This window comes from uncultured Hymenobacter sp. (genome assembly GCF_964242765.1).
Classification (GTDB): Bacteria; Bacteroidota; Bacteroidia; order Cytophagales; family Hymenobacteraceae; genus Hymenobacter.
In genome coordinates this window covers 1-17,619 of the sequence record NZ_CAXTBM010000041.1, presented here as the reverse complement: position 1 = coordinate 17,619, position 17,619 = coordinate 1, and the positions used below count along the sequence as shown (strand labels likewise).

Annotated in this window: 16 protein-coding genes; 8 read left to right on the top strand and 8 right to left on the bottom strand. The window is 55.3% G+C overall.

All coding sequences use genetic code 11. The annotated features are described in order from the left end of the window. Window positions 1-17 precede the first annotated feature (17 nt). Genes ACFE7X_RS16650 through ACFE7X_RS16640 form a run of 3 tightly spaced genes read left to right on the top strand, consistent with a single transcriptional unit; the run spans window position 18 to window position 3,354 of the window. The gene (locus ACFE7X_RS16650; protein WP_375436815.1) at window positions 18-422 is read left to right on the top strand and encodes a four helix bundle protein; all 405 of its coding nucleotides are present in this window, start codon (window positions 18-20) and stop codon (window positions 420-422) included. Further along, window positions 423-1,715, top strand: a complete 1,293-nt coding sequence (gene rodA, locus ACFE7X_RS16645) for a rod shape-determining protein RodA (RefSeq protein ID WP_375436814.1) — start codon at window positions 423-425, stop codon at window positions 1,713-1,715. Between the two features lie 49 nt (window positions 1,716-1,764). Next, entirely contained in the window at window positions 1,765-3,354 is a 1,590-nt protein-coding gene (locus tag ACFE7X_RS16640) for a glycosyltransferase family 39 protein (protein ID WP_375436813.1), read from the top strand. 185 nt (window positions 3,355-3,539) lie between these two features. Here the strand turns inward: ACFE7X_RS16640 and ACFE7X_RS16635 are convergent, their stop codons facing one another. Next, a complete protein-coding gene (locus ACFE7X_RS16635; protein ID WP_375436812.1) occupies window positions 3,540-4,571 on the bottom strand; it encodes a hypothetical protein in 1,032 nt (343 codons plus the stop codon). 140 nt (window positions 4,572-4,711) lie between these two features. Beyond that, on the bottom strand, window positions 4,712-5,890 hold the full coding sequence (locus ACFE7X_RS16630) for a hypothetical protein (RefSeq protein WP_375436811.1): 1,179 nt from the start codon (window positions 5,888-5,890) through the stop codon (window positions 4,712-4,714). A 35-nt stretch (window positions 5,891-5,925) separates the two neighbouring features. On the opposite strand from ACFE7X_RS16630, the gene ACFE7X_RS16625 reads away from it, so the two are divergent. From ACFE7X_RS16625 to recO, 4 genes are all read left to right on the top strand, one after another. Then, window positions 5,926-6,249, top strand: a complete 324-nt coding sequence (locus ACFE7X_RS16625) for a 2Fe-2S iron-sulfur cluster-binding protein (protein ID WP_375436810.1) — start codon at window positions 5,926-5,928, stop codon at window positions 6,247-6,249. Between the two features lie 175 nt (window positions 6,250-6,424). Next, window positions 6,425-7,048, top strand: coding sequence for a thymidine kinase (locus ACFE7X_RS16620; protein WP_375436809.1), 624 nt, complete (start codon window positions 6,425-6,427; stop codon window positions 7,046-7,048). Between the two features lie 159 nt (window positions 7,049-7,207). Beyond that, the gene (locus ACFE7X_RS16615) at window positions 7,208-9,544 is read left to right on the top strand and encodes a two-component regulator propeller domain-containing protein (RefSeq protein WP_375436808.1); all 2,337 of its coding nucleotides are present in this window, start codon (window positions 7,208-7,210) and stop codon (window positions 9,542-9,544) included. A gap of 147 nt (window positions 9,545-9,691) precedes the next feature. After that, window positions 9,692-10,408 (top strand): DNA repair protein RecO, encoded by a 717-nt coding sequence (gene recO, locus ACFE7X_RS16610; protein WP_375436807.1) that lies wholly within the window; start codon window positions 9,692-9,694, stop codon window positions 10,406-10,408. 92 nt (window positions 10,409-10,500) lie between these two features. Here the strand turns inward: recO and ACFE7X_RS16605 are convergent, their stop codons facing one another. The 4 genes from ACFE7X_RS16605 to ACFE7X_RS16590 all read right to left on the bottom strand — a co-directional run bounded on the left by ACFE7X_RS16605 (window position 10,501) and on the right by ACFE7X_RS16590 (window position 14,514). Further along, entirely contained in the window at window positions 10,501-11,463 is a 963-nt protein-coding gene (locus ACFE7X_RS16605; RefSeq protein WP_375436806.1) for an FKBP-type peptidyl-prolyl cis-trans isomerase, read from the bottom strand. Between the two features lie 347 nt (window positions 11,464-11,810). Then, on the bottom strand, window positions 11,811-12,410 hold the full coding sequence (locus tag ACFE7X_RS16600; RefSeq protein ID WP_375436805.1) for an FKBP-type peptidyl-prolyl cis-trans isomerase: 600 nt from the start codon (window positions 12,408-12,410) through the stop codon (window positions 11,811-11,813). A 56-nt stretch (window positions 12,411-12,466) separates the two neighbouring features. Then, on the bottom strand, window positions 12,467-13,432 hold the full coding sequence (locus ACFE7X_RS16595) for an FKBP-type peptidyl-prolyl cis-trans isomerase (RefSeq protein ID WP_375436804.1): 966 nt from the start codon (window positions 13,430-13,432) through the stop codon (window positions 12,467-12,469). 38 nt (window positions 13,433-13,470) lie between these two features. Beyond that, the gene (locus ACFE7X_RS16590; RefSeq protein WP_375436803.1) at window positions 13,471-14,514 is read right to left on the bottom strand and encodes a bifunctional oligoribonuclease/PAP phosphatase NrnA; all 1,044 of its coding nucleotides are present in this window, start codon (window positions 14,512-14,514) and stop codon (window positions 13,471-13,473) included. Between the two features lie 513 nt (window positions 14,515-15,027). Between ACFE7X_RS16590 and ACFE7X_RS16585 the strand changes: the two genes are divergently transcribed. Then, window positions 15,028-15,447 carry a nucleoside-diphosphate kinase gene (locus ACFE7X_RS16585; RefSeq protein WP_375436802.1) on the top strand — a complete coding sequence of 140 codons (420 nt, stop codon included), beginning with the start codon at window positions 15,028-15,030 and terminating at the stop codon, window positions 15,445-15,447. Between the two features lie 176 nt (window positions 15,448-15,623). Here the strand turns inward: ACFE7X_RS16585 and ACFE7X_RS16580 are convergent, their stop codons facing one another. Both ACFE7X_RS16580 and ACFE7X_RS16575 read right to left on the bottom strand, forming a co-directional pair. Beyond that, window positions 15,624-16,751 (bottom strand): AAA family ATPase, encoded by a 1,128-nt coding sequence (locus ACFE7X_RS16580; RefSeq protein ID WP_375436801.1) that lies wholly within the window; start codon window positions 16,749-16,751, stop codon window positions 15,624-15,626. A gap of 188 nt (window positions 16,752-16,939) precedes the next feature. Continuing rightward, the coding region (locus tag ACFE7X_RS16575) for an MFS transporter (RefSeq protein WP_375436800.1) at window positions 16,940-17,619 on the bottom strand (680 nt) is incomplete at its 5' end.

The following is a 17,619-nucleotide window of genomic DNA, read 5'->3' as shown; positions in this document are numbered from 1 at the left end:
TTAAAAATTGTGCGATTATGAAGCAGGACAATGTGGTGCTTATTAAGAGCTATGCGTTTGCTGTGCGAATAGTTAGGCTATATAAGTATTTGCGGGAGCAGGGAGAGGTGCCGCCGCTGGCTAGCCAAGTCCTGCGTAGCGGTACTTCCGTGGGAGCTAATGTAGAAGAAGCAGTAGGCGGATTTTCGCGGCGCGATTTTGTGTCAAAGTGCAGTGTTGCTTACAAAGAAGCCCGTGAAACACATTTCTGGTTGCGCCTGCTCCGAGATACCAATTGCCTGGAGTCGCGGCTGGCGGAGTCGTTACTAGAAGAGGCAGAAGAATTGAAAAACTGCTGGCGTCCATCATTCTATCAGCACGCCAAGCTGATGCTTCAGGCGCAGGGAAAGGGTAATTCTTCATTCTTAATTTTCAATTTTTAATTGAATACCCCCGCTAGATATTCGCGCAGCCTCGATTGGGTGACGGTGACCATCTATCTGCTGATGGTTGCCCTGGGCTGGCTCAGCGTGTACGCGGCTAGCTACTCGCCCGATGCGCCCGCCGACCCGCTGCGCAACCTTGGTTTCTCGGAGTTGATGGCCTTCAACTGGTTCAAGCAAATTCTGTGGATTGGTACCGCGCTGGCCCTTATTGTGGTGCTGGTCGTTATCGATTACAAGGCCTACGACACATTTGCCTTTGCCCTGTACGGGGGCATGATTGTACTGCTAATCGTTACGATGGTGGTAGCCCGGCCCATTGCTGGGTCGCGCTCCTGGCTGGAACTGGGGCCGGTGCGCTTACAGCCCGCCGAGTTTGCCAAGTTCACAACGGCTTTGGCGGTGTCGCGCTTCATGGCCAGCATCAACCTGCGCCAGCAAAACTTCCGCGACCAGTTGGTGCTGGCCGGGCTTACGCTGCTGCCGCCGTTGCTGATCCTGGCTTCCAACGAAACCGGCCAGGCCCTGGTGTTTGGCGCCTTTTTGCTGGCGTATTTCCGGGAGGGGATGTCGCCGCTGATTCTGCTGATTTTGGCGGCGGCGGGCATCATTCTTATTTTAGCGCTGCTGATTCCTAAGCTGTGGCTGGTAGGCCTGTTCACGCTGATTTTGGGGGTAGTACTTGGGCTCAACCGCAAAGCGCTACGCCACCATTTGCCGCTTTCCCTGAGCGTGTGGGCGGTGGTTGTTGGGATGGTGTTTGGGGTTGATTTCTTCTTCAACAACGTGCTCCAGGCGCACCAACGCAAGCGCATTGAGGTACTGATTAACCCCTCCGCCGACCCGCTAGGCGTAGGCTGGAACGTAACGCAATCCAAGATTGCCATTGGGTCGGGTGGGTTTGTGGGGAAGGGCTTCTTGCAGGGTACCCAAACCAAGTTCGACTTTGTGCCCGAACAAAGCACCGACTTTATTTTCTGTACTGTAGGGGAGGAGTGGGGCTGGTTGGGTTCTACCACCGTCATTGTCCTGTTTATGGCCCTGCTGTGGCGGGTGCTATACGTGGCGGAACGACAGAAATCGGTGTTTGGGCGCACCTACGGGTATTGTGTGGCTAGTATCTTCTTTTTTCACTTTGCCATCAATGTCGGCATGACCATTGGGCTGGCACCAGTGGTTGGTATTCCGCTGCCTTTCTTCAGCTACGGGGGGTCTTCCTTGTGGTCATTTACGACGCTTCTGTTTATTTTGCTCGGTATTGATGCCTACCGTAAGCAGGATTTAGAACGGTAGGTGCCCGTAGCTTTCAAGCTGCTTTCCCTTCTACTTTGCGCCGCTATCCTTGCTACTTGCTTCCTCTGCCGTTGCCGCGCCTTTAGGTACTAGTCATTCCAAGCGTGCGGAATGGACAGTTGTTGGGTTATTGACGGGGCTGTGTTTGCTGCTGCCTACCCGCAACTCCACGCTTGATGCCTGGTACTATGCCGCCTGCGTCCGGCACGGCCACGAACTGTTTCAGCCACACCATTTGCTCTACAACGCCGTGGGTTGGCTGTGGCTACGCGTGTTGCCAACGGGAGTAGATGTGCTGGCGGCCCTCAAGGTTCTTAACGCACTGGCGTTTGGCGGCTGCCTGCTGGCACTGTGGGACTTGCTGCGCCGGCTAGGCGGCACTGCTGCGCCGGTTACGGGGTGGCTGCTGCTAGTAGGCAGTAGCTTCGGTATGCTCCGCTTCGCCACTGAAAACGAGACGTACATCCTGCCCCTGCTGCTTTCCCTGTTGGCCAGTCGGAGTTGGGCGCGAGCTATTGAGGAAGATAAAAATCGGCAGTGGCTGATGGCTGGTGCGTGGGCCGCTGCTGCCGCGCTGCTCCACCAAATTCATGCGTTTTGGTGGCTGGCGCTGCTGATAGGTGTGGTGGCTGCGGGTCCTGTTGGCCGCTGGCGAAAGGTAAGTTTATACGGGTTGCCTGCGCTACTTGTACCGCTAGCTTACGCCGCGGCTATGCCTAGCTGGAAGCTGCCTTTCACGCCCCTGGCTTTTTGGCGCTTTGTATTTCACGACTTGTACGCAGGGCATGCCGGGGCGCGGCCCTCGGGCCAGACGTTGCTGCTAACGATTATCAATTTGATTCGCACGTTTGGGCAAGTGCACGGCTCCACGCTGGCGCTGCTGAAGCGCTGGCCGGCGCTAGGTGGGTTGGCACTGCTGAGTGTGGGGCTGATGCTGCTGGCGGTCCGGAAACTGTGGCAAACTCGCCAAACAAGTGCGGCCACATTTCCAGGGAACGTTCCGAAAGGTTTGCCTGCTTCAACGGTAGCCCCCAAGCAACTGTTTTGGCGTACGCATTTGCTGGCTTTGGTTCTGCAGGTGGGGTGTGCGGTTTGGGCAGAAGGCAATGCCGAGTTTATGGTGATGATACCGGCCTTGCTGGCGCTATTGCTGGTGAGCTTGCCGGGGGTAAGCACCGCTTTGCCGTGGGCAGGTGCTTCGTTGCTGCTCTGGAACCTCACGTTCGGTTTGTTGCCAGCCCATGCGCTGCGCCTCACCAACACCGCGCCGCTGCTCGCCCGGATCCAACAAGAGCCCGCCGCGTGGTGGCTGCTAGCAGACCCTAATCTGGTTCTGAACCAGTTCCATTACAACACCGGGCAGGCTATTGGCCCCCTCAATGTACTGCCCGCACCTGCGCTCTTGGTGCAGCGGCCAGGGCAGTCGCCAGCACGTTTCCGGGCGTGGCTGGCCGCTCGCCGGGCAGCCGGGCAACCCGTGTACACCGACGCCCTCGGCGGCCCTAATTTATTCGACCGCGCCCGTCTCACCCAAGGAGGCGACGAAGCGCAACGGCAGTTGGTGGCTGGCTTTCACCTGGCCCGCATCGATTCTTTTCCAACGTCTTTCGGCCCTATCTATCTAACTGAAATCAGGTAAGTAAGCTATTGAAGAGATGGTTTAGAGTTCAATACATATTCTAGACCGTCCTGCTCTGCTGGGCGAAGCATCTTGCGTGCTGATGTTGTAGTGCTAACTGAGTCTACCACGCTAGCCAAATGCTTCGACCAGCGCAGCCGGGCAACCCAATGGTATTCTCTTGAGCTCCAAGCCTATACTTAGCGCTATGGCTTGCCTAACTGGTTGATGCCTAGCTGCTGGGTGAGCACAAGCGCAAAAGCCACCGCAAAAATTGGCGCTGCCAAGAAGCCCATGCGGCCTAAGTCGCCGGAAAGAAGCATGTGCACTACCACTACGGCTACAAATGCCCCACCTGGCCACCCTAAGTGCGTAACCCAGCTAGGCATCTGCCCCCGGCGCCAGCCTAGCAGCAACGCCAGCCAGAAAAAGCCGAACACGCTGAATAGTTCGCCTGCTCCTTTCACCGAAAGCAAACGGCGCAACGAATAACCCAGGTTTTCAAAATGACTAAGGGCATTCTGCACACTCTCAGCGGGTGGAGCGCCAATGCGGGTGTCAACCCAGTACCGAATGCCAAAGGCCAATGCCGCGCCCAGAAGCAACCACGCCAGCTGCACCGGCCACCGGAGCGCTCGGCGGCCAAACACCAGCAACCAGGGCACCAGAAACACAAACGACTCCTTGGCCAGCCACCCTAGCAGCAACGCCCACGCTAGCGCCGCCCCCGATCCACTACGGGCTGCATAAAAAGCCAGCGCAAACACCAGGATATACAGGCTATCAACGAGAGGCAGCCCGCTCGTGTACACGGCCCAGCGGCTGCACAGCACGGCGACTACGGCCAGTGCCGCCGCCGCGGCCGAAGCGCCATATAAGCAGCAGGTTTCGTACAGAATCAGCCCTGCCCCGGCCATGAGCAGCGTATTGAGTAGGTAGAAGGCAAGCCGGAGCGGCCAATCGGTGGTGGCGCGCTGGGGCCAGATGCGGGCATACACTTGTTCGAGCGGCCAGGCAATGGCAGCCGCAGCGGCCGGCACCAGCACCCGGTAGCGCCGCGTCACGTTCACATCCGCAAACTCGCCGCGGGCCATGCGCAGGTAGCTGCGCGTATCCTGGGAGTGCGAGAAATCATAGTGCACGTACATTGTGTAGGCCGGTCCGGCTAATACGCCCAGCGCCAACAGATATACCAGCGCCAACTCCCGCCACCGCGACTTACCTATTGTTTCGAACACCACCAGAAGCTTTAAAAGTGAGAACTCCGCCCTCGGCGGAAGGCCTACTATGAACATACTTGAAAACAAAGAACGTCATGCTGAGCTTGCCCCAGCATGACGTTCTTTAGTTTACCTCAGTGCTTTGCCTGGGGTTGGGGTCAGGCGAACTTTCGGTCTATCAGCTTCAGCAGCTTGTTTACGTGCTCGTCTTTGCGAGTCCAGTCGTACTTGCTAGCTAGCTGTTGGCTTACGTAGCGCCTGGCCGATTCGGCGTCGGGCAAAGTATCGAGGTGCTGAATAGCGGCGTGATATTCCATATTCTCCCCCCCAAACAGCTCGTTGATAAAGCTGAAGCGTTGATTGATAGAAATTGCCTCCCGCAAGGTTTCCACCTTCGGTGCCTGCTCGGCCAGTGTAGCCGCCGGGCGCTCGGGACGAAGAGTTTCACTTAGCGTTTGCCCAGTCGGCTGGTTCGCCTTCAACTTCTCGTAGAGCGGTACTACCGTCGATGGAGCCTCCGTTTTGGCCGCTACTTCCAATGCCGCAGCCGGTTCACCTTCGGGTGCCAAGGCGGGCTTTGCCGCGAGTTTTTCCGGTTCTGGCGTAGGCACAGCCGCCGTTCGGATTGGCTCGGGCGCTGGTGCCGCAACCAGGGGCGCCGTAGCAGCAGGCTCTGCGGGAGCCGCGGTTGTAGCCGGAACGACAGCAGTGGCGTGTAAGTCATCTTCCCGCAAGGGCAGCAACTCGTTAAACTCCGCTACCAGCACAGATAATGGGTGTTGCAACGGCTTGTTGGCTTCCTGGTGCAGGCCGAACTGCTTCAGCAGGTTTGCCCGTTCCAGCACACCCTCAGCCGACAGCGTATCAACAAAGCCCTGGTAGAGTGGCTTGTTGAGGTCGAGGTAGCGGAGGGCATCGCGCAACTGGGTTGTGGTAGTGGTGGGCTGACGGTCGAGCAGCTTGTCATCAAAGGTTTCGGCTGGGTCTTGGACCGCCGCCAGTGTATCGGCCACGGCGCGCGCAAGCAGCGGCTCGAAAGTCGGGCGGCTGAGCTTGATGCGGCGCGAAAGAACGTTCATGAATTGGGTGAGGGCCGTGCGCACATCATCTGCTTCAAAGTCGAAATAAGGGCTGCGTAGGCGCGCTACTTCCTGTTTCCACTGCGTGAGCAGTTGCTGCACCACAAACAGGTTCACTTGCCGGATAGCAGTGAAATTAAGCACCGCTGGCCCGTCGAGTGTAGCGGTGGGGCGGGCGCCGAAATGCTGGTCGCAGAGGTGGGCGGCTAGCTTGCGGCCATAATCTTCGCGTAGGGTCGTACTATATTTGTCGTTCATTGGAAAGCCAGATTCAGGCCTGAAAGTTAAGGAAAATGCCTACGCTCACCGTGCAAAACCTGCCCGCCACCGTGCCAGTACCCAGCGGTAGTACGCTGCTGGCAGCGCTACAAGCCGCCGGCTACGACTGGATGCATGCCTGCGGCGCCAAAGGCCGCTGCACCACCTGCCGCATTATTCTGGTGAGTGGCGCCGATGCCCTAACGCCCCCTACCGCGGCCGAGTTGCGCTACCGAGCCGCCAACCGCTTGCAGGAAAACGAGCGCCTCACCTGCCAAACTTACCTCCCCGAAGGCGTCGTGATTGGGCGCGTGCCGGAAGCCACCAAGTTGCCGCACATGCAGTATGTAGTTGCGTAACGGAGTGGCTGACTACCTGAGTTATAGCGTGCCGAAGGTGGGAAACCGAGGAAAAGTGGTGGTGGCTTCCGGCAGTAAAGTTGTAATTTGGGCTGTCAAGCTGAAGGCTTAGAGGCTCGAAAGACCCCTAAATACCTCGCTCAATTACTTTGTCACTCAGTTACGCCCAACGACGTTGTTTATTGAACCCCGCGGCGGCCATGGCCGCGACGTACCCCGCCGGGGCTGGATTGAAGTGGTGTGCGGCTCGATGTTCTCCGGTAAAACCGAAGAGCTAATTCGCCGGCTCAACCGCGCCAAAATAGCCCGGCAGCGGGTGGAAATCTTCAAGCCCGCCCTCGATACCCGCTACCACATCGAAAACGTGGTGTCGCACAACGCCAACAGTATCCGCTCGACGCCGGTGCCGCTGGCGCAGGAAATGCTGCTGCTCGCCAGCGGCTCCGACGTGGTGGGCATCGACGAAGCCCAGTTCTTCGATGAGAGCCTGGTGGAAGTGTGTGTGCAGCTAGCCAACCGGGGCACCCGCGTCATTGTGGCCGGCCTCGACATGGATTTCCAGGGTCGTCCTTTCGGTCCCATACCGGCCCTGATGGCCGTTGCCGAATTCGTAACCAAAGTGCACGCGGTCTGCGTGTGTTGCGGCGAAATAGCTTCCTACTCGTTTCGGGTGGCGGCTTCCGAAGACAAGATACTGCTCGGCGAAACGGATGCGTATGAAGCCCGCTGCCGGCCCTGCTTTTTGAGCGGCATGCAGCAGAAATCGGGAATTGAAGCCACGGGACAGCGCAAACACTAAATACCAGGCTCGGGCGTTGAACGGTTGTTCCGCACTTCAAACGGCGGGAGGAATCCGGGGGAAGATTGTTCTCTAACCAAGCTTCCATCTTCTCGCCGCTCGTTGCGCGCAATGTTGAAATAACCGTTCTATAGCCTAGTCGCTCTTTATCTTTCCTCTATGATTCTTCTGCTACGCACGTTGCGCCATACGGCTCTCTTATTAGTGATTCCACTTCTGCTCGGGCCCACTGCGCTGCACGCTCAAAGTACAGCGGGCTTCGGCGATTGGCAATTACACCTGCCCAACAACCGCGCGAAGATGATGGCCGACGCCGGCCAGCGTATCTACGTAGCGGCCGAAGACGCCTTCTTTTACTTCGACAAGGAAACTAATACCACTACGCTGCTCTCGCGCCGCGACGGTCTCAACGGGGTGGGCGTCAACACCGTCGCCTACGATTCGGTGAGCCAGCAAGTGCTGGTAGCCTACCGGGATGCCAACCTCGACCTGTTGAGTGCCGACGGGACCCGCATCCGTAACATCAACGATATTCAGCGCAAGCAGATAGCGGGCACCAAAACCATCAATCATATTTCGTTTAACGGCCGCTTTGCCTACTTGTCCTGCGACTTTGGCTTGGTAGTGCTGGATATGACCAAGCTGGAAGTGCGCGACACGTTCACGAATATCGGTCCACTGGGGGCAGCGGTAAAGGCTTACGCCAGCACCGTAGCCAACGGCTTTCTGTTCCTGGCTACCGATAAAGGCGTTTTGCGTGCAAGCCTAACCGCCGATCAGGCCAACTACCGCAACTGGAACCTGGATTTGCCCGACGCCAACAATGCCTACCGAACGCTAGCCACCTATAACGGCCAAGCTTATGCGGGCCGTAACTTCAGCAATCCGCAGCGGTATGTATCGGGCAGGACGTGGGAACCAATTTACAGTGTTTACGCTGGTCAATACCAAAACCTGACAGCCTCCAGAGCTGGTTTGCTGATTACGGCCGACCAGAAAGTGTCCATCTTAAGTCCGGCCAACACGCTGAGCGCCTTGGCTGGTGCCGGATCTGTTACTTTTCCGCAGGCCGCTCTTAGTTCGCGCGACGGAGCTTTCTACATAGCTGACTACCAGCGCGGCTTGCTCAAAACCACCGACCGGCAGAACTTCGAGGCCTTCGTCAATAACGCCCCGCAGGAAGCAACTTCATTTGGTTTGCTGGCTGATGCCCGCACCAATACAGTGAACATATTCAGTGGGGGCTTCACGGAAGACACTCCACAACGAGATTATAAGAAAGGATTCTACGAGTACAAGGATGGAAAATGGACCAACTACACCAAGGAAAACTTCCCCAGCACCACCCAATTCCCCGACATCAAGGACCTGATTAGGGGTACTAGGGCCGCCGACGGCACACTCTACATTGCTAGCTATGGAGGGGGGCTATTGCGGTGGAAAGGTCCGGGTGATTTCAAGCAATACCTAGCCGGAATGCCGGGCGTACAATTAGTAAGCGAATTTGCTGATAATCCCTTGTATACGCGGGTGATGGATGTAGCCGAGGCTACCAACGGTGACATATGGGTGTCAACCCGCCATACGTTGCGTCCTGGGCCCAGCTTGCATGTGCTCACGCCCAGCACGGATACGTGGCGCACTATTCCGTTTAACACCCTGAACGACCTTAACCGGCTTGTGCTGGATGATTTCGGCGGCGTGTGGGTTTCGCAGTTTCGGAGAGGGGCGGGAATTTTTGCTTATGATGACGTCTCGAAAACGCAACCCCTACACTTCACCGCCGACAATGGCGGGCTACCCTCCAATGCGGTATGGGCTATGGCCAAGGACCGCAAAGGCGCTATATGGGTGGCTACTGGCAAAGGAATAGCCTATTTGGATGATCCTAGCTCGGCGTTTGTAGCCGGGAGTACCGCTACTTTCGCTAAACCCTTAGTGCAGCGCGGAGAAGGAACAGGATTTTCCGCTCTCGAAAACGACGTAGTGAAAGCCTTAGCCGTGGATGGAGCTAACCGCAAGTGGTTTGGCACCGAACGGGGGCTATGGCTGTTCAGTGAAAATGGCGACGAAGGCCTGCTGCACTTCACCACCGAGAACAGCCCGCTACCTTCTAATGGCATCATTGATATAGCGGTAAACGACCGCACGGGGGAGGTATTTGTTGCTACGGATGCGGGCGTGGTGTCGTACCGTGGCTCGGCCACCGTAACCGAGGGGGTACCGAAGGATTGCGCCAAAGTATCGCCTAACCCGGTGCGCACCAGCTTCACCGGGCAGGTGGGCGTAACGGGCTTGGCCAACAACGGTATCGTTAAAATCACCGACGTGACGGGCAAACTCGTGTATCAGACCACGGCTACGGGCGGGGGCGTCATCTGGAACCTCGCCGACTATAATGGCCGCAAGGTGCAGTCGGGGGTGTATCTGGTGCTCTCATCGGACGCCGACGGCAAAAACGGCTGCATCAGCAAAATTGCCGTAGTGGAGAAATAGGCGTGCTGATAGGCAGACTTTCAACTGTGCAAACCAATCAAACAGGCGAATTGATAACAGCCGCTTAGTTTTTCGGCGCACCAGGAAACCAGTATACTAGAGTAGAGCAGCAGCATAGCAACGCATCAAAAATCAGCAAGCAAAATAATGTTAATTAAAACCCGCGGTATCGTACTGAGCTACATCAAGTACCGCGAGACCAGTATCATTGCGCGGGTGTATACGGAGCGGCTTGGCGTGCAAAGCTACGTTGTGAACGGGGTGCGTAAAGCCAAGCCACCGGGGCGCATTGCCTTATTTCAGCCCCTTACGCTGCTGGAATTAGTGGCCTACACCTCCCGAAGCGGGGGCCTTACGCGCCTCTCCGAGTTCCGTTGCGCCGAGTCCTACCGTAGCATTCCCTACGACGTACAAAAGAGCAGCGTGGCGCTCGTGCTGTCCGAAATTTTGAACCATTCGGTGCTGGAGGAAGAAGAAAACGAGCCGCTATTCAACTTTCTCCACGACAGTCTACTGGCCTTCGATCAGCAAACGAGCGGCTACGAAAACTTCGCGCTCTACTTTCTGCTCAATCTAGCCACTTACCTAGGTTTTGGCGTCGAGAAAGGGGAAGAAATCGTCACGCAAGTAGCCTTTGCAGCTACGGTGCCAACGGCGCAGGGAGGAGGCCCCATGGTGCTGCGACTACAGGAATTCGAGCAGTACCTTGATGAACTGCTGCAAGACCCCGCCCGCACCACAATTCCCAACGGGCGGGTGCGGCGCGAACTGTTAGCCGTGATTATCCGCTACTACCAACTCCACGTCGAACGACTAGGCGAAGTCCGCTCCCTGGCTATCTTGTCGGAAGTGCTAGCAGAATAGATAGAAGTAGGATACAGTAAAATAGAGAGGGGGACGTTCTGCTCACACAATTCGCGGCAGCAGAATATCCCCCTCTTCGTTGTATTAACTAGCTACTTAACTTCTACCAACTCCACATCAAAGCGAAGAATGGCGTTGGCTGGAATGTCGGGGCCGGCGCCACGGGAACCATAAGCCAAGGAGGAAGGAACAAGCAGAATGGCTTTGGTGCCTTTGGTGAGAGCAGCCAAGCCTTGATCCCAGCCAGGAATTACTTGGCCAACGCCCAGTGCGAAAGATATCGGCTTCCCGCCCTGCTTCTCCGACGAGTCGAAGACCTTGCCATCCAGCAGCATTCCTTTGTACAGCACCGATACGGTTTGCCCAATTTGAGGCTTGGGACCAGTGCCAGGATTTGTCACAACGTAATAGGTGCCCCCCGTGGTTTTTAAGCCTTTTAGGTTGTTCTTCTTCAAGTACGCCTGGATCTGAAGGTCATCTTTCTGCAAAAGACGGGCAGCTTCCGCCGCCGCTTTCTGCTGGGCTAGCTCCGCCATCTTCTGCTGGTCGGCGGCCGCTTCTTCTTGCGTCATTATTTTCTGAACCTTCGCCAGCATCGTCATGGTGTTGCCGGCCTTCTTCATGAAGGGCGGCACCGGCTGGCGGAACGACTTAGCAAACACGCTATCAACATTGAAACGAAACACGGCCGAGTCGCCGGGTTGCAGTAGCGCCACGGCATCTTCTATGCCGCCGCGCACCTTCAACTCGGTCAGTGGCAGTTGGGCGGGTATGCCCATCAGTTCTTTGCGCGTGTTGAAGAGCAAGGAATCCTTGGCGGTACGATACTGAAGATGAGCGGCCAAGATTTTGCCCACGCGGGTAGAATAGGTTGGGTCGCCGGCCGGGTTCACGTCGGTGCGCAGTAGGTAACGCCCGTTGGTGTTGCGGTAGATTTTGTACTCGATGCCGGAAGTGGTCCGGCCAAAGTTTTGCGCCTGTACTCGCTGCCCGCCCAACCCGAGTGCGACATACAAAACAACCAGGAGCAGAAAAGAACGCTGTAGAGGAAGCATAAGTGGTAAAAAAAACCTTGAGTTGCTCTGTGTTAGTGAGCAGCTTTGCATTCAAAATTCCGACATCCTGTTCGGTACTGTCTTAGGCAGACCCATCAAGACAAAGGCTAGTAGAAGTGAGGTGTCAAAAAACCAACGAGGCACTTATATGAAAGGGCCGCCGCTTTGGTGTATCGCTATTCAGTTGAAGGCTCCTAGGGCATCTAGTTAGGCGACGCCTACCAGCTAGCCGTTTGAAAAACGAATCGGCGGCGGCCAAACCCGTTTAGGCCTGTGCCACCGCCGACAACAAATTCACGCAGCAAACTCGCTCACTAGTAATTGCGCAAGCTTGCCATACTAGCAGCTTACCGTACGTCTAGCACCGTCATATCGAAGAGCAGTGGCTCATCAACAGGAAATATAAGCGCACCGTTTGCATCTCGTTGGCCGCCAGGACCATATCCTAGGTAAGACGGAATCAGCAGCAGTTTCCGGTCGCCTTTCTTCATCTGTAACAGTCCTTCGTCCCATCCTTTGATAACACTTCCGGCCCCAACAGTTACAGGAAAGCAGCCACAAGGAATACCTTTCTCGGTGGAGTTATCAAACACGGTAGTCTCGTTGGTTTCGCGCAGGAAGCGGCCCACGTATTTTACTTCTACCCGGTTGCCACTTACTATGTTGGTCGTGCCTGACCCCTCGGATAGGCTCACCAGATAGATTCCATCGTTCGTCGCGTCACTCAAGCGCTTATACTGATTGATACCCGAGCCCTCCGTGATGCCGTGGCGGGTCAGATATGCCCGAATCAGGCCATCATCAATGATCTTATACTCCTGCTCGCGTTTTTCTGCTGTTTCCTGCGTGGTATCGTCCTTTTCGCAGCTTGAAAAGGCGGGAGCCGATACGACCAGCAGCATGGCAGCGATGCGGAAAAGTAAAGAGCGTTTGAAACTGTTTTTCATAAGAGTAAGCGGCAAAAAGGTAAAATGCCGCGCCGGCTTGCCGGCGCGGCGCGTGCTTAGGGGTTCTTCACATCCACCAACTCCACGTCGAAGCGCAACGGCGCGTCAGCGGGGATGTCGGTACCGGCGCCGCGCTGGCCATAGGCCAGCGGCGACGGAATTAGCAGCGTGGCTTTGCTGCCTTTGCTGAGCAGCGGAATCGCGCGGTCCCAACCCGGAATAACTTGGCCTACGCCAATAGCAAAATCAATTGGCTTGCCGTTGTTGGGCGCCTTCTCCGACGAATCGAATACTTTGCCGTCCAGCAACATGCCCTTATACTTCACCGATACCGTCTGGCCGGTTTTAGGCTTCGGGCCAGTGCCGGGAGAAGTAACCATGTAATACACGCCCGACGTGTCTTTCTGCACGTTCAGGTTGTTTTTCTTCACGTAGTCTTGCAGAATCGCATCGTCCTTCTTGCTCTGCTCGGCAGCGTGCGCTACCATCATCTGCTGCTGGTCGACCATCGCCTTTTGCTGGTCGGCCATGGCTTCTTCGCGGCTCTGTACTTTCTGGGCTTTCACCAGCATCGTCATGGTGTTGCCAGCCTTCTTCATGAAAGGCGGCACCGGCTGGCGAAACGACTTGGCGAAGATGGTATCAACGTTGAAGCGGAACACGGCCGAGTCGCCGGGTTGCAGCAAGGCAATGGCTTCTTCCAGGCCGCCCTTAATCTTCACTTCCTGCAACTCAATACGCATTGGAATGCCCATTTGCTGCTTGCGCGAATTGAATAGAATAGAGTCTTTGGCGGTGCGGTATTCCACGTCCAGCGCCAGAATTTTGCCGACCCGGCTTTTGTACGTCGCGTCGCCTTCGGCACTCACCTCACGCGAGGTGAATTTTCCGCCTTCGTTTTTGAAGACTTTGTACTCGATGCCAGACTTGGTTTTTGCGAAGTCGCCGCCTTTGTTGCAGGAGGCTAGGCTCAGGACGCCGGCCGCCAGGGCCAAGCTTAGAATGTTGCGATGCAAATGCATGAAGCGGGAAAGGTGGTGAAAAGGAAATTTAAGGCAAGTTACGCCGTAGGCGGCGCAACTGCCAGGGGGGCCGTCACCAGTTGGCTCTGGTACTGAGGCAATAAACCGAGGAAACGTTGCACGGTGTTGTCGAGCGAGTCGTAACTAATGCCGCCCGCCGCGTTGTGGTGGCCGCCACCCTGGAAATGGTCGCGCGAGAAACTGCTCACGGAAAAGTCGCCAACGGAGCGAAAAGAAATCTTGATGGCTTGCCCGCGGTCGATGAGCACGGCCGCGAAGACAATACCCTCGATGCTAAGCGCAAAATTTACGAGCCCTTCGGTGTCACCGGTTTTCGAGTCGTACTCTTTTAGCTCGGCCTGCGTAATGGCGATGTACGCCGTGTTGTATTCGCGCAGCACCCGCAGCTTGTCTTTGAGCACGAAGCCCAGAAAACGGAGCCGCGTTTCAGAATGCGAGTCGTAGATGCGGCGGTGCACATCAGAGAGGTTGATGTCGGCGTTGAGCAACTCCGCAATGATGAGGTGCACGTTGCGGGAGGTGCTCGGGTGCCGAAACGAGCCCGTATCGGTCATGATGCCGGCGTAGAGGCACTCGCCGATGCCAGCGTCGATCAGGTGCTGGTCGCCCATGTCGCGGATCACCTCAAACACCAGCTCGGCCGTAGCGGCGGCTTTCGAGTTCGAGAAGTCGAGGTCGGCAAACTGCTCGGGCTCTTGGTGGTGGTCGATGAGCACCTTGGTGCCGGGAGCCTGCCGGATGTATTCGCCCATCTCATTGATGCGACCCAGACACGAGAAGTCCAGGCAGAACAGCACTTCAGCCGTTCCAATTATTTCCCGCACTTGCGCGTCGTTGCGGCGGGCATCATACACGATTACGTCGCTGTTGCCCGGCATCCACGCCAGGAAATCCGGGTAGTCGGAGGGCGTGACAACGGTTACGGTGTGGCCTTTTTTGCGAAGGTAACCCGCCAGCCCCAACGATGAGCCGAGAGCGTCGGCATCGGGCTTGTGGTGAGTGGTGATAAAAACTTGCCGGGGTTGCGATAGCAGCTCCTGCAGCTCAGAGATTGTGGACATTGCCTACTGATAGGTGGCTGAAATTCGGGGATTTATGCCGGGAGCAAGGCGGCAAAAGTCGGAAATATTCCGGGTTCCAACAAAACAGGTTTGGGTTTGGTGCAACGGCGAAGGTAATTGCCTGATTAGAAAACCTATACTGCCTTCGTCATTTCCTAAAAGAATTACCCTTAGATTTTGTTTGTCAACTGTTTTGCCACTGAAAGAACACGGCTTTCAATGAAATAATTGCGGCAAAGCACTCCTTAGCGTTTGCTGCATTGGCTCTGCTGTAGCAGTAAGAGCGAAATATTTTTGCAGCGGTCTGCAGGAAGGTCGGATTTACTGACTTCGTAATAAACAAGGGTCGTTGCCGCGCTAAGAAACCATCAATCTACTTTACTTCAGGAGGGTGTTTCGCGCTCAACTTCTGGCGTAGCTAGCAACTTCCCGCCCAAACCGTCTAGTTTTGCGCCCGCAAACTCTTTGCGCCTTCCCAAGCGGAATTTCATTTCAACCCAACCCATAGATAAGATGGCCACCAACCGCACGTTCACCATGATTAAGCCCGACGCGACGCAGGACAACCACATTGGTGGTATTCTGAGCATGATTGAAGAGGGTGGTTTCCGTATTGTAGCGCTCAAGAAAGTGAAGCTAACTCCCGAGCGCGCCGGCCAGTTCTACGAAGTGCACAAGGAGCGCCCCTTCTACGGCGACTTAGTGAAGTACATGTCGTCGGGTGCCATTGTAGCGGCCATTCTCGAAAAGGGTAACGCCGTAGCTGATTTCCGCACCCTTATTGGCGCTACCAACCCCGCCCAAGCGGCCGAAGGTACCATCCGGAAAAAGTACGCCAAAAGCATCGAAGCAAATGCCGTGCACGGCTCCGACTCCGACGAAAACGCTCAGATTGAAGGCAGCTTCTTCTTCGGCCCTGACGAACAGTTCTAGGCGTAAAAGCAAATAGCTGAAGCTACGAACTTGGAATCTGATTTTACTTGAGGAGATACCAACTCTTAGTTCTACCTTTTCGATTCCGACATAGAAAACCTCGCTTTGCAGGCTGCAAAGCGAGGTTTTCTGTTTACTGGAAACAGACTTTTTATGTACCTTTTTTATGCCGACAGCTAACGGGCCTGCCCAAAGCCGATGCGTCCGTTGGTGGATGCGGCATCAAAGGCCGGAGCATCACGGTTGTACACGTCGGTGAGAGCCAGGGGTCCATCTACGGGCGCCGACTGGCCGAGTGCCGTAGCTAGCGCCTGTGCTTTTTCTTGCACTAGCGGCTGAAAATGATAGGCGGCAATTAAGCGGCCTTTGCGCAACAATGCGTTGTCGATACGGGCCAAGTCGGTATTGAAGGTGCACACCACTTGGATGTGAAAACAGTCGGCGAGCAAGCCATCGGAGAGGTTGAGCAGGTTGCTAACGGCACTGCCGCCCCGCCCGCCTTCGCGCTTCAACAGCAACTCTTCGGCATCCTCGATGATGAGGATGGAATTGGTATTGTCGTGGAGCAAATTGATGAACTCAGGGTCGGCAATACGCGCGGCGAGGTTAGGCGGAATAAATAGTTTGGGCTTGTCGAGCAGGCCGCACAAATGGCGGATGTAACTGGTTTTGCCAGTGCCGGGCGGACCGTGCAGAATAACGATGCCCTTATCCTGCGGCTGGCGCAAACGCTCGACAATAATGTCGTGCACTGGCAGTAGATCGTCGTTGTAGTGCGTGCTCAGGTCCAGCTCCGGAACTTTGATGGAGAGCGGCGTGAACTCCAGATCATTGTAAGCTAAGCGCAGCACATGAATCCGGTGACGTTCTTGCTCGCCAATTTCCAACAGGGCCTGGAGCTGCATTAGGAGCTGATCGAGGGCAGCTTTGTCGGTGGCGGTGGAGTAGTATACAAAGGCGCCCCGGTCGCCGTAGCCGCTCCGGTCGTCGATGTATAAGAGGAGTTCGGGGGCCAGTAGCAAGGCATACGTCACCAACTCTGGCTCCGTTTCCGATTTCTCGTAGGCCCGGACGTGCGCCACCGTAGCGGCCTCGAGGTCGTAGAGTTCCGCCAACTGTCCTAATAGCTTCTGACGGTCGTCTTTGCTGGATAGCTGGAAGTTGAGGCGCCGCGGGAGCTTGCCGTAGGACTGATAAAACCAGGTGTTAGGCTGGAAATAGTAAGCGGTTTCGAACATAGGCAGCAAATTGGCCGCAACCGGCGGGTTATCGACCGGGTGAGCAGCTGCGGTAGCTTTGGGCATACTGATGCGAATAGTGTAGGAAGAGGCTTATGGCTGGGAAAGTACGCTATACATAGCGCAGAAAAAAGCCCGAACCGTATGGTTCGAGCTTTTGCAATTGTTAAACCGTCTCGTTTCGATAGCGCCCCACGTGCACACTGGGAGTAGTAGCACAATAGCGTACTTTAAGTATGCTTGCGCTTGAAGCTTTATGATCTTTCTGCTGAAAGAATTGGCTCGGCATGCACATTCTTTATTGCTTGTGGCTCGTGTTTATGTTTGAAAAGAATAATGAATAATACTGCTATAACCAACGCATATAAAGCGAAAGTTATCCAGATACTAGGCCAATCCTTGCTGTTGTCGGCGTTGGTGAAATATTCTTGAATAATAATTCCGCTCAAAGAACTGCCAAGCACTGCACCAAATCCGTTGGTCATCATCATAAATAAACCTTGTGCGCTTGCTCTTATTGCAGGATCAGTTTGCGTTTCAACAAACAGCGAACCGGAAATATTGAAAAAGTCGAAAGCCATTCCATATACGATGCACGATAAAATTATCATCCATAATCCATCACCCGGATTTCCATAAGCAAACAAGCCGAAGCGCAGTACCCAGGCAATCATACTAAAAAACATTACTTGCTTTATTCCAAATCTTCTTAGGAAGAAAGGAATTGCCAAAATAAATAGCGTTTCGGAAATTTGTGAAATAGACATAATAATAGCGGGGTACTTTACCGCTATTGTATCCTTGTAAATATCTACAGTAGCAAAATCATGGAGAAAAGTATCTCCGTAAGCATTTGTCAACTGTAAAGCGCCACCTAAGAGCATTGCGAAAATGAAAAATATGGCCATTTTCGAGCTTCTGAACAGGGTAAACG

Coding starts and splice junctions, on each gene's coding strand:
- ACFE7X_RS16625 (WP_375436810.1), top strand. CDS start 5,926: ATGCCTACGCTCACCGTGCAAAACCTGCCCGCCACCGTGCCAGTACCC.
- recO (WP_375436807.1), top strand. CDS start 9,692: ATGTTAATTAAAACCCGCGGTATCGTACTGAGCTACATCAAGTACCGC.
- ACFE7X_RS16600 (WP_375436805.1), bottom strand. CDS start 12,410: ATGAAAAACAGTTTCAAACGCTCTTTACTTTTCCGCATCGCTGCCATG.
- ACFE7X_RS16650 (WP_375436815.1), top strand. CDS start 18: ATGAAGCAGGACAATGTGGTGCTTATTAAGAGCTATGCGTTTGCTGTG.
- ACFE7X_RS16590 (WP_375436803.1), bottom strand. CDS start 14,514: ATGTCCACAATCTCTGAGCTGCAGGAGCTGCTATCGCAACCCCGGCAA.
- ACFE7X_RS16615 (WP_375436808.1), top strand. CDS start 7,208: ATGATTCTTCTGCTACGCACGTTGCGCCATACGGCTCTCTTATTAGTG.
- ACFE7X_RS16595 (WP_375436804.1), bottom strand. CDS start 13,432: ATGCATTTGCATCGCAACATTCTAAGCTTGGCCCTGGCGGCCGGCGTC.
- ACFE7X_RS16605 (WP_375436806.1), bottom strand. CDS start 11,463: ATGCTTCCTCTACAGCGTTCTTTTCTGCTCCTGGTTGTTTTGTATGTC.
- ACFE7X_RS16585 (WP_375436802.1), top strand. CDS start 15,028: ATGGCCACCAACCGCACGTTCACCATGATTAAGCCCGACGCGACGCAG.
- ACFE7X_RS16630 (WP_375436811.1), bottom strand. CDS start 5,890: ATGAACGACAAATATAGTACGACCCTACGCGAAGATTATGGCCGCAAG.
- ACFE7X_RS16580 (WP_375436801.1), bottom strand. CDS start 16,751: ATGCCCAAAGCTACCGCAGCTGCTCACCCGGTCGATAACCCGCCGGTT.